The sequence below is a fragment of the Streptomyces sp. NPDC050121 genome (assembly GCF_044460385.1).
Classification (GTDB): Bacteria; Actinomycetota; Actinomycetes; order Streptomycetales; family Streptomycetaceae; genus Streptomyces; species Streptomyces soliscabiei.
In genome coordinates this window covers 113,791-129,215 of sequence record NZ_JBITJV010000028.1, presented here as the reverse complement: position 1 = coordinate 129,215, position 15,425 = coordinate 113,791, and the positions used below count along the sequence as shown (strand labels likewise).

General features: G+C 70.9%; 19 protein-coding genes. 6 read left to right on the top strand and 13 right to left on the bottom strand.

Annotated elements, in window-relative coordinates:
• The 7 genes from ACIBTS_RS34100 to ACIBTS_RS34070 all read right to left on the bottom strand — a co-directional run.
• Positions 1 to 211, bottom strand: a 211-nt coding sequence (locus tag ACIBTS_RS34100) for an SDR family NAD(P)-dependent oxidoreductase (RefSeq protein ID WP_399324584.1), incomplete at its 3' end; no start/stop codon positions are given.
• Between the two features lie 44 nt (positions 212 to 255).
• On the bottom strand, positions 256 to 1,410 hold the full coding sequence (locus ACIBTS_RS34095) for a thiolase family protein (protein WP_399324583.1): 1,155 nt from the start codon (positions 1,408 to 1,410) through the stop codon (positions 256 to 258).
• Positions 1,407 to 1,850, bottom strand: a complete 444-nt coding sequence (locus ACIBTS_RS34090; RefSeq protein WP_399324582.1) for a Zn-ribbon domain-containing OB-fold protein — start codon at positions 1,848 to 1,850, stop codon at positions 1,407 to 1,409. The genes ACIBTS_RS34095 and ACIBTS_RS34090 overlap by 4 nt, the downstream gene beginning before the upstream one ends.
• A 20-nt stretch (positions 1,851 to 1,870) precedes the next feature.
• Positions 1,871 to 2,989: an acyl-CoA dehydrogenase family protein gene (locus ACIBTS_RS34085; protein WP_399324581.1), complete on the bottom strand. Its 1,119-nt coding sequence runs from the start codon at positions 2,987 to 2,989 to the stop codon at positions 1,871 to 1,873.
• Positions 2,986 to 3,414, bottom strand: a complete 429-nt coding sequence (locus tag ACIBTS_RS34080) for a hypothetical protein (protein ID WP_399324580.1) — start codon at positions 3,412 to 3,414, stop codon at positions 2,986 to 2,988. Before ACIBTS_RS34080 ends, ACIBTS_RS34085 begins: the two co-directional genes overlap by 4 nt.
• A complete protein-coding gene (locus ACIBTS_RS34075) occupies positions 3,411 to 4,043 on the bottom strand; it encodes a hypothetical protein (protein ID WP_399324579.1) in 633 nt (210 codons plus the stop codon). The genes ACIBTS_RS34080 and ACIBTS_RS34075 overlap by 4 nt, the downstream gene beginning before the upstream one ends.
• A 94-nt stretch (positions 4,044 to 4,137) precedes the next feature.
• Entirely contained in the window at positions 4,138 to 4,974 is an 837-nt protein-coding gene (locus ACIBTS_RS34070; RefSeq protein WP_399324578.1) for an enoyl-CoA hydratase/isomerase family protein, read from the bottom strand.
• 119 nt (positions 4,975 to 5,093) lie between these two features.
• On the opposite strand from ACIBTS_RS34070, the gene ACIBTS_RS34065 reads away from it, so the two are divergent.
• Positions 5,094 to 6,311, top strand: a complete 1,218-nt coding sequence (locus ACIBTS_RS34065; RefSeq protein WP_399324577.1) for an acyl-CoA dehydrogenase family protein — start codon at positions 5,094 to 5,096, stop codon at positions 6,309 to 6,311.
• 1,126 nt (positions 6,312 to 7,437) lie between these two features.
• Positions 7,438 to 7,791 (top strand): hypothetical protein, encoded by a 354-nt coding sequence (locus tag ACIBTS_RS34060; protein ID WP_399324576.1) that lies wholly within the window; start codon positions 7,438 to 7,440, stop codon positions 7,789 to 7,791.
• Between the two features lie 46 nt (positions 7,792 to 7,837).
• Here the strand turns inward: ACIBTS_RS34060 and ACIBTS_RS34055 are convergent, their stop codons facing one another.
• Positions 7,838 to 8,029, bottom strand: a complete 192-nt coding sequence (locus ACIBTS_RS34055) for a hypothetical protein (RefSeq protein ID WP_399324575.1) — start codon at positions 8,027 to 8,029, stop codon at positions 7,838 to 7,840.
• Positions 8,030 to 8,046: 17 nt separating this feature from the next.
• On the opposite strand from ACIBTS_RS34055, the gene ACIBTS_RS34050 reads away from it, so the two are divergent.
• The 3 genes from ACIBTS_RS34050 (at position 8,047) to ACIBTS_RS34040 (ending at position 11,012) form a co-directional block, all read left to right on the top strand.
• A complete protein-coding gene (locus ACIBTS_RS34050; RefSeq protein ID WP_399324573.1) occupies positions 8,047 to 8,226 on the top strand; it encodes a hypothetical protein in 180 nt (59 codons plus the stop codon).
• Positions 8,227 to 8,231: 5 nt separating this feature from the next.
• Positions 8,232 to 9,161, top strand: a complete 930-nt coding sequence (locus ACIBTS_RS34045; RefSeq protein ID WP_319672398.1) for an NAD(P)-dependent oxidoreductase — start codon at positions 8,232 to 8,234, stop codon at positions 9,159 to 9,161.
• 207 nt (positions 9,162 to 9,368) lie between these two features.
• Positions 9,369 to 11,012 carry an AMP-binding protein gene (locus tag ACIBTS_RS34040; RefSeq protein ID WP_399324570.1) on the top strand — a complete coding sequence of 548 codons (1,644 nt, stop codon included), beginning with the start codon at positions 9,369 to 9,371 and terminating at the stop codon, positions 11,010 to 11,012.
• A gap of 86 nt (positions 11,013 to 11,098) precedes the next feature.
• Here ACIBTS_RS34040 and ACIBTS_RS34035 read toward each other — a convergent pair whose 3' ends face one another.
• Positions 11,099 to 11,911 (bottom strand): methyltransferase domain-containing protein, encoded by an 813-nt coding sequence (locus tag ACIBTS_RS34035; protein WP_399324568.1) that lies wholly within the window; start codon positions 11,909 to 11,911, stop codon positions 11,099 to 11,101.
• 171 nt (positions 11,912 to 12,082) lie between these two features.
• Here ACIBTS_RS34035 and ACIBTS_RS34030 point away from each other — a divergent pair, with 171 nt between their 5' ends.
• On the top strand, positions 12,083 to 12,454 hold the full coding sequence (locus ACIBTS_RS34030; RefSeq protein WP_399324566.1) for a hypothetical protein: 372 nt from the start codon (positions 12,083 to 12,085) through the stop codon (positions 12,452 to 12,454).
• Positions 12,455 to 12,645: 191 nt separating this feature from the next.
• Here ACIBTS_RS34030 and ACIBTS_RS34025 read toward each other — a convergent pair whose 3' ends face one another.
• From ACIBTS_RS34025 to ACIBTS_RS34010, 4 genes are all read right to left on the bottom strand, one after another.
• Positions 12,646 to 13,185, bottom strand: a complete 540-nt coding sequence (locus tag ACIBTS_RS34025; protein WP_399324565.1) for a SigE family RNA polymerase sigma factor — start codon at positions 13,183 to 13,185, stop codon at positions 12,646 to 12,648.
• Between the two features lie 238 nt (positions 13,186 to 13,423).
• On the bottom strand, positions 13,424 to 13,957 hold the full coding sequence (locus ACIBTS_RS34020) for a hypothetical protein (RefSeq protein ID WP_399324563.1): 534 nt from the start codon (positions 13,955 to 13,957) through the stop codon (positions 13,424 to 13,426).
• A gap of 251 nt (positions 13,958 to 14,208) precedes the next feature.
• Positions 14,209 to 14,622: a peptidoglycan-binding protein gene (locus ACIBTS_RS34015; RefSeq protein WP_399324562.1), complete on the bottom strand. Its 414-nt coding sequence runs from the start codon at positions 14,620 to 14,622 to the stop codon at positions 14,209 to 14,211.
• 53 nt (positions 14,623 to 14,675) lie between these two features.
• The gene (locus tag ACIBTS_RS34010) at positions 14,676 to 15,098 is read right to left on the bottom strand and encodes a hypothetical protein (RefSeq protein WP_399324560.1); all 423 of its coding nucleotides are present in this window, start codon (positions 15,096 to 15,098) and stop codon (positions 14,676 to 14,678) included.
• Positions 15,099 to 15,425 lie beyond the last annotated feature (327 nt).

Sequence of the window (15,425 nt, the reverse complement as noted above, 5' to 3'; positions counted from 1 at the left end):
TCCCACCGGTCAGCCCCGTCGCTTCCCGGACCGCTTCCGTGACGCTCTTCGCGGACGTCACGTCCAGGGCCAGCGGCAGTGCCGCCGGGCCGATGACGCGGCACGCCTCCTCGGCCGCCTTCCGTTGGCGCGCCCCGACCAGGACCCGCAGCCCCTGGTCCGCGAGCTGTCGGCACATCTCCAGGCCGATCCCACGTGCCCCGCCGGTCACCAGCGCTGTTCTCCCGCCGTGCCGCATGCTTCGCCCGCCGCCTCTCACACCGTCAGGACCGAGCACGCGCTGATCCCGGGCGCCCCGTACACATGGGTGAAGCCCACCCGGGGCGCCCCCGGCACCTGCACACCGGGCGCCCGGCCCTGCAACTGCCGTACAACTTCGTGGAACTGACGCAGACCCGAGGCGCCGACGGGCTCCCCGCCGGCCAGACAGCCGCCGTCGGTGTTGACCGGTATCCGGCCCGTCGGATCGGTCTCCCCGGCGGCCAGCAGCTCCTCCTGCTCGCCGTGACCGCACAGCCCGGTCTCCGCCAGGTGGATCAGCTCCGAGCCGCTGTCGGTGTCCTGCAACTGGGCGACCTGTACGTCCGCGGGCGCCACGCCTGCCGCGCGGAAGACCGCCTCCGCCGCATCGACGCTGGGGCTGTGGTGGGGTCCCGGCGGCAGCCAGGGCGAGAACACCTCGAACGAACCGAACCGCCGGGTCCGAAAGGCCAACGACGCCAGTTTCACCGGCCGTTCGCACAGGTCGAAGGCGCGGTCGCCGCGCGCCAGAACCAGCGCCGCCGCCCCCTGTCCGGGGGAACAGAACATGTACTGGGTGAGCGGCGGACTGACCTCGGCCGAGTCCAGGATCTCCTGCTCCGTCAGCGGCTTGCGCCGCCAGGCCAGGGGGTGGTGCGAGCCGTTGCGGAAGGCCCGCGCGGCGACCATCGCCAGCGCCCGCTCCGAGATCCCGTGCTCGTACAGGTACCGCTGGGTCTTGAGGGCGAAGAACTGGGTGGTGAGCATCATGCCGGTTTCGGCGTACCAGTCGCCCAGGCCGTAGCGCGCCGCGGAGACGTGGAACGCGCCCCGCTCGTGCTTGTCGAACCCGACCGCAAGGCCCAGGGAGGCCTCGCCCGCGCGCAGCGCGTTGGCCACCGCGAGCACGGTGGAGGCGCCGGTCGCGCAGCCGTTCTGCACGTTGACGAAGGGCACGCCGGTCAGGCCCAGGCGGCCCACCAGTGTGTCGGGCTTGCCGGACACGTCGGAGCCGCCGGCCGCGTAGCCGATGTCCTCCCAGCCGACACCGGCGTCGGCCAGCGCCTCGCGTATTGCACGCTCTGCCATGTCCATTCCGCTGACGCTCTCGTCGCGGCCGAAGGGATGCATCCCGCATCCGACCACGTACACGTCGTCGGACCGGCTCATCGCTCCCCGTCCTGTTCCGGGCGGAACGCGAAGGTGACTACCTCGGTTCCGTCCTCGTCCTGGTACGCGGGCACCAGGGTGAGCCGGACCGGCAGACCGATCCGGATCTCCGCGCGGGGAACCGCCAGCAGCGTCTCGACCAGCACCTCACCGAGGTCCACATAGCCGACGTGGTAGGGCCGGTGGCCTCCGGCGGGCACCCGGTAGGGCGGCTTCGGCGCGAACGCCTGGAGCGTCCACGACCACACCCGCCCGCTCACCGGAAGCACATGCGCGGACATCACCCCGTCCGTGCACCTGGGGCACGTGTCCTGCCGGGGGAAGACGACGGTGGCGCACCCGGAGCAGCGCGCGCCCACGAGACGCGGTGCCTCCCCCTCGCCGTACTCCTGATTCTCCCGGTTCTCGAACAGCGACTCGTCCACGAGCCTGGTGATCATGTTCCCTCCCTTCTTCCACGTCACCAGCCCAGCAGGTCGGCCAGCCGTTCCCGATGGTGTGCGGCGCCGCCCAGCAGGACCGCGTCGGACTGGGCGCGCCGGAAGTACAGGTGTGCGTCGTGCTCCCAGGTGAAGCCCATGCCGCCGTGCAGTTGGACGCACTCGGCGGCGACGGAGACGAACGCCTCGCCGCACCACGCCTGTGCCACCGCTGCCGCCTCGGCAAGCGCCCGGGGCGAGCCGTCCGCCAGGACCGCGCGCACTACGGCCGACCGCGCGGCCTCGACCTGGAGCAGCATGTCGGCGCAGGCGTGCTTGACCGCCTGGAAGCCGCCGATCGCCCTGCCGAACTGGGTACGGGCGCGCACATGGGCCACCGTCATGTCCAAGGCGGCCTGTGCGCCGCCCAGTTGCTCGGCGGCCAGCGCCACCAGGGCCACGTCCAGTGCGCGGGAGACGACGTCCACCCCCTCGCCGCCGGCGGTCAGCGCCCGCGCTCTGGCACCGCGGAAGGTGACCACCGCCTGGCCCCGGCTGAGGTCCAGGGTGGGCACCCGGCGCACCGTGACCCCGGGCGCGCGCGGGTCGGCCAGGAAGAGGTCGACGCCGTCGGTCCCGGCCGCGGCCACCACCAGCGCCTCGGCGTCGGCGCCGTCGAGGACGAACGGCACGGTGCCGTCCAGGAGGGGGACGCCGCCCTGCCAGGAGACGGCAACCGGTACGGCGTCGGCCCGCCACGTCCCGTCGGGCGCGGCCACCGCCAGGGCATGCACGGTTCCCTCCGCCAGCTCGGCCAGCGCCTTGTCGGCGGTGCCGCAGCCGGTCAGCACCTGGCCGGCCAGCACGGTGGAGGACAGCAGGGGCACCGGTGCCAGTGTCCTGCCCAACTCCTCGCAGACGGCGGCGATCTCGGCGAGCCCGCCGATGCCGCCGGCGGACTCGGGCAGACCGAGGGCCGCGAGGCCGACCTGCCGGCCGAGGGCGTCCCACAACCCGGCGTCGACGCCGGGGGCCTCCTCGGACAGCCTGCGTACCGCGGCGGTGCCGCCGGCGTCCGCGCACACCGACCGAACGGTCTCGCGCAGGTCCTCCAGCTCGGTGTCCGACAGGGCCGTGCCGTCGGTCACGGTGCTCGTCATCGTGTGCTCCCGCTGTCGTCGCGCCGCTCCCGCAGGGCACTGTGTGCTGCCGCCATCCGGGCCACCGGCACGCGGTGCGCGGAACAGGTCGGCGCGCTCGCCGACAGGCGCAGCAGCAGCGGCCGGGCCGCGTCCCCGATCCGCCGCCCCGAGAGCTGTTCGACCAGCTCCACGGCGGCTTCGGCGGTGTCGGCCTCGCACAGCGACGTGGCAGTGCCGGCGGGCACGGTGAGCCCCGGCACGACCGGCAGGCCGAGGGCCACCAGCCGGTCCATCGCCGCGCCGTGCGCGCCCAGTTCAGCGGCGTCGAGGCCCCGGATCCGACCCTGCCCGTAGGGCACCAGGCTCCGGCCGGGGGTCCAGGAGGGTGCGAGGGACGCCTCGGACTGCCCGAACGGGCCCGCCTCGCGGTCGGTGACGCTCAACCCCGGCTCCTTGCGACCAGTTCCTCTTCACGGGCCTCGTCCTCGGCCCGGCTGATCCCCAGCACGAGCAGCAACTCCTGGTGCAGCCGCATCCACACGGTGTGGTACGAGTCGCACAGCGGCGAGGCCAGCCACTCCACCGCGCCGTCGTCGAAGCGGTCGAGGGCGTCTTCCAGGGCGGTCAGATACCGTCCGCTGCCCGTGAGCACCCGGTCCAGCCGGCGCAGCACGGGCTGGATGGCCTCGTGCACGTCTTCCAGCGACTCGCGCACCCCGGCGTCGTAGACGTCGTCGGAGTGGTCGTTGGCGGTGCCGTCCGGGCGGCACTGCCATGCTGTGCACACGTCGCGGATCTTTCGGTTGACCGGCAGGAACGCCTCGTACGCCGCGGTGATCCGCTCCTCCTGCTCGGATCCCGCGGCAACCCGCAGGATCCGCGAGGCGGCGGCCTTGGCCCGCTCGGTCGGCAGCACCACCGGCCCCTTCACCATCGCCAGCCCCGCGTCGACCAGGGGGCGGTGCTCGGACTCCGGCCGACCGCGCCACATACCACGCAGAACGAGGTCGACTACGGCTTCGGTGAGGGGCTCGTCGGACGCGTCCGGAAGGTCCACGGCAGCAGATTGCATCGCCACACCTTTTCCCCGGTTCTGTGGTGACCGGTTCCTCGGTTCTGTGTTGCCCGGAGGTTACGCCCCGGCATGCGGGTTAGTGAAGAGGGACTCAAGAAACACTTTCCGATTCCCTGGCCGCCGCGCGGTCGGCGCCAGGCTTCGGGCGGCCGCGCGTGGCAAGGAACGACACCATGCGGTCCTGCGCCTCGCGGCCGTCTGCCAGGGCGGCGATCGACCGCGCCTCTTCGGCGAGGTGGCGGCGCAGCTCGTCACCGGTGTCGACACGCAGCAGACCCTTCGCAGCGCGCAGCGCACCAGTGGCGCCGGCGGCCAGATCGGCCGCGGTCCGGTGTGCTGTGTCGTCCAGCTCCTGGTCGTCAACGGATCTGGAGACCAGGCCCCACCGTTCGGCGTCGTCGCCGGTCAGGACCCGATTGGTCAGGATCAGCTCCGCCGCCCTGCGGGGTCCGACCAGGCGTGGAAGGAACCATGACGCCCCGCAGTCCGGCGTGAGCCCGATCGCCGTGTACGCCAGCCGGAACCGCGCGGATCGGGCCGCCAGGACGATGTCGCCCACGAGGGCGAGACCGATCCCGCCGCCCGCGGCCGCGCCGCGCACCGCGGTGACCAACGGCACCGGCAGTTCGTGCAGGGCCAGTACCGCGGTGTGCGCGGCGCTCGCCACGGCATGCACGTAGGTGCCGGTCTCCGCGTTGCGACCGACGAATGCGCGGAGGTCACCGCCTACGCAGAAGCTGCCGCCCGCCGCTCGCAGCAGGACCGCGCCGCCCGGCTCCGCGGCCACCTCGCAGGTCGTGTCCCGCAGTGCTTCGGCCGTCCGCAGATCCAGGGCGTTGCCCCGCCCGGGATCGTCCAGCCTCAGCTCGACGACTCCGTCGGGGTGGCGGACGATCCGGACCGGTCCGGTGCTCGCGGTCGGGCGCATGGGTTTTCTCCCGTCGTCTTCCCGTTGGCGGGTGCTTCCCGGCAAGATACTGAAGACGCTATACAGTTTCTAGGCCGCGACGGGAGCCGATGCCCGTACGCCCTTCGGCGGGAGGTCCCGTGCCCATCCAGTTCGATGTCGATCCGAATGTCGCCCAACTTGCCGTGTTGACCGCTGAGTTCGTTCGCGAGGTGGTCATTCCGGCCGAGCGCGAGTGCGGCGGGTCCGTGCACGACGCCCCCGAGGCCCTGCGGGAATCCCTGCAGAAGGCCGCCCGTGACGCGGGCGTGTTCGCTCCGCACGTACCGACGCGGTGGGGCGGACACGGGCTCGACCTGCGCGGGCAGGCGGTGGTGTTCGAAGCGGCGGGCTACTCGCTGCTCGGACCACTGGCGCTGAACTGCGCGGCCCCGGACGAGGGCAACATGCACCTGCTGGAGAAGGTGGCCACCGAAGAACAGAAGCAGAAGTATCTGCGTCCGCTCGCCGCGGGCGCGACACGGTCCTGCTTCGCCATGACCGAACCGGCTCCGGGAGCGGGTGCCGACCCCCGCTCCCTGCGGACCACCGCGACCCGGGTTCCCGGCGGCTGGCGTCTCGACGGGCGCAAGTGGTTCATCACCGGTGCCCAGGGGGCCGGCTTCGCCATTGTCATGGCCCGGACCTCAGGCAGCCCCGGCGACCCGGGCGGCGCCACCATGTTCCTGGTCGACGCCGGAACCCCCGGCATGCGTCTTGTCCGCACCATCGAGACCCTGGACGAGTCGCTCTTCGCTGGCCACAGCGAGATCGTCTTCGACGGGTGCGTGGTGAGGGAGGAACAGGTGCTCGGCGCGGTGGACCACGGTTTCGACGGCGCCCAGGTCCGGCTCGGTCCCGCCCGGCTGACCCACTGCATGCGCTGGCTGGGAGCGGCGCGCCGCGCCCAGGACATCGCGCTGGAGCGGGCGGGGAGCCGGATGGCGTTCGGCTCGGCGCTGGGAGACCTCGGCATGGTCCAGCAGATGCTGGCCGACTCCGAGATCGACATCGAGGCGAGCCGCGCCCTGATCCTGCGCACCGCCTGGGAGGTGGACACCGGCTCCGGCAACGCCTCGCAGCTCACCTCGGTGTCCAAGACCTTCGTGGCGGAGGCGGTGAACCGGGTGGTCGACCGGGCGGTGCAGATCTGCGGAGCCCTCGGCATCTCGGCCGCCGACGCCCCGCTGGCCCGTCTGTTCCGGGAGGTGCGGCCGTTCCGCATCTACGACGGGCCGTCGGAGACGCACCGTTTTGCCATAGCGCGCCGCGCGGTGCGGCCCTACCGACAGCCGCGCACGGATGTCGCCGACGGCTGATGACGGCGTCGAGGTCTCGATCTTGGCGACCGCGAGCCCGGCGCGTTTCCCGGGACCACCGCCCTCGAACAGGGGCGTTCCGCAGGGAGGTTCATGCCGGTGCATGACGCCTGGTGGGCGGCGGGGATGGCTGCCCATGGCGAGCGGGCCGGCCCCGGGCCCCGATCGTCGGCTGCGGGCAGCCGCGGCGAGACAGGTGCGGGTCGACGTGAAGGAAGTCGGCCAAGGCCTGCTGCGGGCCGGTGAGTCGGGCAAGGCCGGTGGGTACGGGCGGCTCGAGGGTGGAGGTGTACTCGTCCTCGCCGACATCCTCCTGCAGTTTCCAGCGGGTGAGCGCGGAGAGCCAGGCCAGACGCTCGGCTCCCAGCAACTCATGCCGGGCGAAGAGCAGTTCACGTTCATGTTGGCCGATGGCCGATGGCCGACACTGTCCAGGCTGCCGGCGAAGGCCGCTTCCTGTTGCGGGGTGGCCGCCTGCGCTCCTGCTCGCGGAGCGGGTCCTCGCTTTGCGGTCTGCCCGAGGTCCTGCCGGTCTCGAAGGCCGGCGGCCAATCCGGACGCTATTCGCCACCTTTGCAGTCTTCTCGGTCTTTGCGGCCTTCTTTGTTCATGGAAGGTGAGAATGCCGGTTTCGCGTCGGCGGTCATCAATTGAAATTCGAGCGTGGGGGGTCGGTTCCGGGTTCCGAGTGGAGGCGTGGATGACGTCGCGTAGAACACGAACCGGAGCGGGGACGTCCCCTTAGTCATTAGAAATCGATTTCGGCAAGATGGTCTTTCCCTGAACGGGCGGCCAGGCGACAGGGCGTCCGATGGGCTACCAGGCGGCAGAACGGACTTATTCGCATAAAAAATATGAAACAGCCGGTGCGGACGTAGTCAACCCCACACGGCCTGTCGACATCCTGTCAATGTTCATGCAGAGATTCGTATAAAAATTTCCTCTGGAACGCCTTGCCAAAGAGCTGTCACGCGAGAATGCTCATGACCGGTTAACTTGAAAGTTCTACAGTCATCGTTTTTCGGACACGGAGAATCGCATCGGAATGTCGTGGTTCGGATCTCTCAATGCGGCCCGCAGTCCGGGAAGGTTCGCTACCCATGCTGAAACCGGCAAACAATTACGCTTGAGAAGACTTTCGCTCGCGGGTGACGACCGGCATCTGCTCATCCCGCTCGACCACAGCGTCTCGGACGGTCCGATCGTCCCCGCCGCCAAGTGGGACGACCTGTTGCGGGCGCTCGTGGCAGGCGGGGCCGACGGGATCATCACCACCGACTCCGTACGGGAGCTCTTGTCGGACCGCGCCGACGGCGACGACGTGTTGACCCTGCGGGTCAACACAGCGCTCCGGACCGTCGGATTCCCCCCTGTCACCCGCGCCCTGCGCATGAAGACCGACGACGTCGCCAAGGGCGCCACCGGCAAGGTACTCAAACGGGTGATGCGCGACCGCTTCGCCGCCCGGGAGCAGCGATGAGCACGGGTACGGGTACGGGTACGGGTACGGGTGCCGAGAACGTCAATCACCGCGCCCGGGCGAGCGAGGCGTACCGGTTGTGGTGGCAGCACGACGCGAACTGGTACCAGGGGGTGGCGAGCCGGTTCGGGCAGGAGGCCGCGAACGGGCTCAACGCCGTGGCGCTGCGCAGGGTCGCGACGCACGTCGGACAGCGCGTGGGCCGTCTCTCCGGCCCGCTGCCCGTCACGGGCGACACCCGCAACCATGGTGCGGATGGCGGGCTCACTGGACGGCTACCGGTGCCCGTGCACCGACATCCACGCGCGCTGGTCAGAGGGGCTCGGGGTCACCCTCACGGAGAACCGCGCCGAGACCTGCCTACGCGGCGACAAGGCGTGCCGCCTGCTGATGCGCGTACGCACGCCCCTTGCTCACGACAACCCGAAGGACTGAACGCGATGCGGATACTTGTCACAGGAGCCACCGGCGTGGTCGGCCATCCCCTGGTGGGCGCGCTGCGGGCGCGGGGACACCAGGTGAGCGCGCTGGTACGGGAGGAGTCCCGGGCCCGCGCTCCGGAGGCGGACGCGATCGTGGTCGCCGACGCCCTCGACCGGGAGGCGGTGCTGGCCGCCGTGTCGGAGGCACGTCCCGAGGTGGTCGTCCATCAGTTGACGGCGCTGCGGTCGATGTTCGACAACCCGGTGGACGCCTTCACCCAGACTGCGCGACTGCGCACCGAGGGCACCGCCAACCTGGTCGCGGCAGCCCGCGCGGCCGGTGCCCGGCGGCTGGTCGCGCAGTCCATCGCCTTCGCCGCCGCACCGACCGGCGACACAGTCGTCGACGAGGACGTACCCCTGTACGTGGACGCCCCGGACCCCGGCTGGAAGGCCACCGTCCGGGCGGTCGCCGACCTGGAGGCGCAAGTACTGGGCGGTGAGCCGGAGTTGAGCGGCGCGGTGCTGCGGTACGGGTCGCTGTACGGGCCCGGCACCGCGTACGCCCGTACCGGCGGCGGATCCGCGCAAGGGGTGCTCGCGGGGCGGTTCCCGCTGCCCGAGGGCGGGGCCGGGGTCACCTCCTTCCTGCATGTGGACGACGCCGTGGGCGCGGCGGTGGCGGCCGTGGAGTCGGAGGCCACCGGCGCCTTCCACATCACGGACGACGAACCCGCCCCGGCCGCACAGTGGTTGCCCCACTACGCCCAGGCGCTGGACGCCCCGCCGCCGCGCACGATCCCGGTGGAGATGGCACTGCGGATGTTCGGCTGGTACATGACCCACCAGCTCACCTCGGCGGCCGGCGCGTCGAACGCCCGGGCGCGTAGGGAACTCGGCTGGAAGCCGCTGCGGCCGAGCTGGCGCGACGGGCTGGGCGTGGAATGACCGAACCCGGACCCGGCCTCCTGGGTGCCGCCCGCGCTGCCGTCGTCGTGTGTGTGATCGGCGCCGGGCCGCGCGGGCTCTCCGTCCTCGAACGGCTCTGCGCCAACGCGGGCGACGCCGGATACCGGGCCCCGGCCTGTACGAGTGGGTGCGCACCCTGAGCGGCAGGAATAGACCACAATTTTATTCTGGTTGGAAGTGAAAATCGTGAACCCGATCACCACGTTGCGCCCCTCCGCCACCACCGTGGAGCAGTACCGCAAGGAGGACCACTGGCGCGCCGACACCATCCTGGACGACCTGGCGCGGTGGCGTGATGAGACCCCCGACGCCCCCGCCCTTCTCGTGTCGGAGTCCCGCCGGGGCACCCTACAGCTGAGCTACGCGCAGTACGCCGAGTACGTGGACCGCTTCGCCGGCGCCCTGCACGCGCTGGGTGTGCGCAGCGGTCAGGTCGTCGCGATGCAGCTGCCGAACCTCTGGCAGGTCGGACCGCTGGCACTGGCCTGCGCACGGCTCGGGGCCGTCGCCGCGCCGATCATGTGCGCGTTCCGCCCCCGTGAGCTGGAGCGGATGCTCCGCCGGCTGGATGCCGTCGTCTGCGTGACCATCGACCGGTGGGACGACTTCGAGCACGCCGCGGCGCTGGCCGAGATGGCACCTCGGTTGCCCGCACTGCGCCACCGCGTGGTGCTCGGCGAGCGAACCGCCGACGGGGACGACGGGGACCTCGACTTCCGCGAGTACTTCGAGCAGACAGAGCACGGCAACCTGCCGGATCCGTCCGTCGTGGACCCGGACCGGGTCTCCTTGGTGCTGTTCACCTCCGGTACCTCCGGCGAGCCGAAGGCTGTGCTGCACACCCTCAACACCTCGTACGCCTGGTACGCCCCCCTCGCAGCCATCGACGACATCGGCCCCGACAGCCGCGTCTACTCACCGAACGCGGCGACGCACATTGTGGGCCTCACCATGGGGCTCTTCATGCCGCTGCACCGCGGGGCCTGCGCGGTCATGACGGACCGCTGGGAGCCGGAGGCCGTCATCCCCTTCCTGGCCCAGGCCCACGTCAGCTGGATGGTCATCGTCCCGGTCACCCTCTCCACCCTTATCGACGCGATGGAACGCACGTCGCTGCGACTGCCCACCGTGCGGGTCATCCGCGCAGGAGGCACCATCGTTCCTCAGCCGCTGTTCAGCCGGGTGACCGAGACCTTCGGAATCCCGCTGGACGTGGGCTGGGGCATGACCGAGGGCCCCAACATCTTCACCCGCTCCGGAGAACACCAGGACCTGGCCGGCCGCACCGTCGGGCGCTGCGCCCCGGGCCACGAGATCGATCTGCGGGCAGACCACCCGATCAGCGACGAGCAGCCCGGGCGTCTCTTCGTCCGCAGCCCTTCGCTGTGCCTGGCCACCTGGGGCCGGGACGACGGCCGGCTGTCCGTGCTCGCCGAGCACGACAACGGCTGGTACGACACCGGTGACCTCGCGGCACCGGACGGCCGCGGTGGCATCCGGCTGCACGGCCGTGCCGAAGACCGGATCGGCGACATCATGATCCCGGTCAGTGACGTCGAGTCGGCACTGCTGGACCACCCCGACGTACGGGATGTCGCCCTGGTCGGCTACCCGGGCGGCCACGGCAGCGAGCTCGCCTGTGCGGTCGTCGTCCCGGGGGAGGGGACGCCCACCCTCGAGGGCCTGCGAGACTGGCTCGGCGGGCTCGGCATGAGCGAATGGTGCATGCCGTCCCGCCTGGAACTCCTGCCCGTACTGCTGCGCAACGAGACCGGCAAGGTCCGAAAGAACGTGCTCCGGGAACGGCTGCGGCTCCGCTCAGCCGACTGAGGGGTTCGTCGGGTGGCCCGGGAGAATCATCCCCGGGCCACCCGCCTGCATCCCCGAGCGACCCGACTACCAGGCCCTGTCCGTCCTTACGACGCCAGGCGGGCCGTGGTGACGAAGAAGATCGCCGTTGCGGTGAAGGCGCCCCGGCGGGAGAGATCGCTCAGGTCGTCCTTCCACCGCGCCGCCTCCTCCTCGCTGACGGCGCCTTGGGCGAGAGCCGCCGTCAGGGCCGGCTCCAGCACCACGTCGAACGCGGACGCGTGGTCGTTCAGGGTCGCCATGACGGGTACGACCTCGATGCCGGTGAATCCGGCGTCGGCGAGGTGACAGGCGCTGTGGGTGCCGGCGTGGGGATTCGGGACGGCCGAGCAGAACGCGCCCTTGACCGCGCCGGTCGTCTCCGGGATCCGTGAACTCACCACCATCGACCCGAGATCGGGGTCCGCGAGAACGATCGTCCCGCCCGGCTTCAGCACCCTGCGGGCCTCGGCCAGCGCCTCGGCGGGATCGCCGAAGTGGAGGAAGGTCCGCTCGGACCGGTACCACGACAGTTCACCGTCCTCGAACGGCAGCTCGAAGGCGCTGCCCCTGACGACGTGACAGTGCGGGAACCTGGCCAGGGCCGCGTCGACCATGGCCTGGCTGCTGTCGACCCCCACGGCGTCCTTTCCGAGCCGTACGAGGTCGGCGACGGCGCGGCCGGCGCCGCACCCGACGTCCACTCCCTTGCCCTCGGCGGCGTCCAGGGCGCGGTAGGTGGTTTCCCTCACCGCGCGGCCGCTCTCGCTCTCCTCCATCTTCCACAGATAGGCGACGAAGTCCTCGGGGACGGCGGACGAGTCGACGTCATGGAAGCGTGCGGCAATGCTTTCGGCGGTGCCTGGTCCGGTGGTGTCCACGTGCTGCTGTCTCCCGTCAGGGGGCCTGATGCTTCAGCGCGGTTGGCGCTTGTCGGTCAGTCAAATCAGCTTATCCATATGAGAGTTGGGGTGCACGCGGAGGGTTGAACCCATTCCGCCGTCAGCTCGGCCAACCCCGCCTCGCAACAGCTACCGAGCAAGGAGACGACCATGACGAGCACCCTGCGCGCGGCGGCGCGTTCACTGCGGCGCGCGATCCCGGCCGGCGCCGTCGCGACGGCCGCGGCGCTTCCCCTGCCGCTCCCCACGTCGGCCCAGGCGACCACGTCGGACCCCCAGTTGTACGTGTGGGCGACCGGTGTGAACGTACGGGCGTGCCCGGAGGCCTCCGCGGCCCGCCCGCCGATCGCAGGCGCGCAGATCGGCAGGCGGTGGGTGACGGCATTCTGCCAGCGCCAGGGGACAGAGGTGGTTAACGGCCCCTGGCGCGACTCCCGTACAGCGAGTGGGCGTCGACTGCCCGGGCAACTCACCCGCGAAACCGGGCTGGCCATCACCTGCCGTCTGTTAAAGAGCGCCTGAACCTCCGCACGGCGGCCCGGCGGACCCGCGTTCCGCGAGCGGCGCAGGCCGCGGCCCGTGCTCTCCATCCGCCGCGTGAATCAATGCGTGCTCGGGTGGGTGCCGCCGAGTTCACGATCGAGGTGCAGTTCGGCCGTGACCATGACCGAGGCCCGGCCGGCGGGACGGCATCGAGGCCGGCAGGCCGTTGTTCATGTATGTCCCGTGGCTGACGTCGATGCAGTGTCAGGGTCGCGACGTGCGATCTCCTGACGGAGTCGGGCGAGCGCGCGATGCAGTGTGCTCTTGACCGTTCCGGGGGCCATGCCGAGCGTGGCGGCGGTCTCGTCCGTGGTCATCTGCCCGCAGCACCGAAGCACGACCACGCTGCGCTGATTGGGGGCCAGAGCCTTCAGGACTTCCGTCAGCAGGGCCCTGTCGGCGTGCTGGTCGCTGGAGTCCTTGACGGACGTCTCAGGCAGGTGTGCCGTCGGAATCTCCTCCAGCTTCCGTGCCCGCCACCACTCCGTGCGCGTGTTGATCATGACGCGGCGCAGGTAGGCGTCGGCGAGCCGTTTGTCGGCGATGCGTTCCCATTGGCCGTACGTGCGTAACAGCGCGATCTGCAGGAGGTCCTGGGCGTCGAGGGGGTCGTGGACCAGGCGGCGGGCGCTGCGCAGTAGAGCGTCGTGCCGGGTACGGACGTAGTCCTCGAATTCCAGCACCGTGGCGCGGCGCTTGCCGGGGTTCATGCGTGGGGCTCCTTTCACACGCGGGCGTGAGCGGTCAGTGCGTGCTGGGCGGGCGGGGTGACACCGGGCGGGCAGGTGCAGGCCCGGCCCGGCGTCGGCTGCGGGGCACCGCTCGGCGGAGGCCCGCACGCAAGAACCCTGATCGCCCTTGATCACGATGTGCAGTTGGTCCGGGCGCTGGGTGAGCGGCTGCCTTGCCGGTCACCGGTCAGCTGGATCACTACGTGCTGGACGTGGGTCAGGGGCGCGAGGGGGTGCACCTGGTTCGGTCGGCGTGATGGCCGCACGCCTGCGCCTCCAGATAGAAGCCGTGGCCGTGGACGGACTTGACGGCCCGGGTGTTCTGCCCTCCTCCCGAGTGCACGGTCGCCGAGCAGGCACCGCTGTCCCGCCAGGATCCGTAGTCGATGTCCCAGTAGAGGGTGACCGTGTCGCCCCGGCCGGCGCCGGTGATCTGGGCCCAGTAGTAGCGCGGTCCCCCGCGTCGTGTGTCGCCGTAGCGCAGCTGTATCCGAGTGTTGCCGATCCACGTCGCGGGGCCGTTGTGCCGCCTCTTGCGGGGGATGTAGCGGTTGGGATTGACGCTGGGGCCGCACGTGCTGGCCACCGTCTGACCGGCGGACGTCGTCTGAGGTGTCGCGGCCGTGGTGGCCTGAGCGCCGATCAGCAGGGCAGCGACGGCGACTCCCGTCGCCGTGATCCGGGCGGTCTTGACCATGCGCGTGAGGTGGAACGTCCCCCATGCCATGGCCGGCATCTTCCTTGTGGTCATCAGGTTCTCTCCCGTTGTGTGGGCGTTGTCATCGGCACGGTGGGCTGGTGACGTGGCATCGGCGTCTGTGCGGTGCGCGTCGGCTACGCGGCACCAGCAGCGGTCCGTGCGTATGCGAGGTACGGCGCCGGGTGGGGCGGTGTGGCCGCCCGATCCGGCGCCGTCGAGTGCTCGCGATCGTGTCGGCCGGGCCGTCAGGGCGAGATGCCGTTGTCGACGGGCCGCAGTGATCCTGCTGTGCCGGGTGTTGGTCAGCGGCGCAGGTAGTCCCAGGTGTGGCTGCCGACGATGCCGTCCGCGCCGCCGGTGATGTGGTGGTGACTCTGGAGCCACTTGACCGCGGTGAGGGTGTTGGGGCCGAAGCTGCCGTCGACGGACAGCAGGATGGGGTAGTCCGTGTGCACGTTGATGATGTCCTGGATTTCCCTGACGGCAGCGGTGTTGGAGCTTCCCTCGCTGATGGTCGCGGTGCCGTAGTAGTAGTCGCAGGTGTAGCCGACGGTGGAGCGGTAGGTGCAGGGGTGCACGGCGGCGGCTTGAGCCGTCGGCCTGGGCGCCTGGGTTCCGACGGACGCGTGAGCAGCCATGACGGGTACGGTGAGGAGCAGTCCGGTGGTCAGGACCAGGGCGCTGAGAGTTCGGGTGCGGTGGGACGGTATGCGCATGTCTGTCTCCTGGCAGGAAGTGCAGCTCGTAGGGGTTGGCGGCCGGCTGGCTGTCAGCAAGCGGGCAGGTGGGGCACCTTGGGGGCCGCTCCGCGGACGTAGTGGTTGCTCACCCAGGCCGGGTCGCTGCCGGACAGCAGGGTGACCTTCGTCCACCACTTGTTTCCCGAGACCTTGGTGGTGTGCCGGTTGGTCTGGCAGAACGCCCGCAGGGTCACATGGGACACCCGCGTGACGGCCCGGCAACTCGTGCGCGGGCACTCCCGCAGGGCCACCTGCGTGCCCTTGGTGCGGATCTTCCTGACGCTGTTGGCGGCCGAGGTGTTGTGGGACACCGGCACCACGGTTGAGGTCCGGGCGGCCACGGGCTGTGTGCCACGTACTTCGGCGTGTGCGGGGCCGGTGACGGCAAGGCCGCCGGTCAGGGCAAGGGTGATCGCGGCGAACGCGAAGCCATTGCGCACCGTAGAGGACATTCCTGTACTCCTTTCACTCGCGCCGCACTGCACGGCGCACTCGCGTTGTTCACAGCGGCCGACCGGCCCGATCTTGGGGCGGTCTGTGTGGTTTGGCAGTAGCCCGTCCGCCCGGACAGGGCAGGGCAGCCCGTCTGCGGCACTCTGATCACGGGCTGGACCGCAGCTCAGGCGCGCAGCGGGGCGTGTCGGCCGTAGAAGGCGGATCTGCACGTCGGCGAGCGGTGGGTGTCGTCCTGGCCGCCGGGCGGGGGGGGGGGGGGGGGGGGGGCCGCCGGCCGCCCGCCCCCCCCCCCCCGCGCGAGGACCGCACCAAAGAGCGGCCGC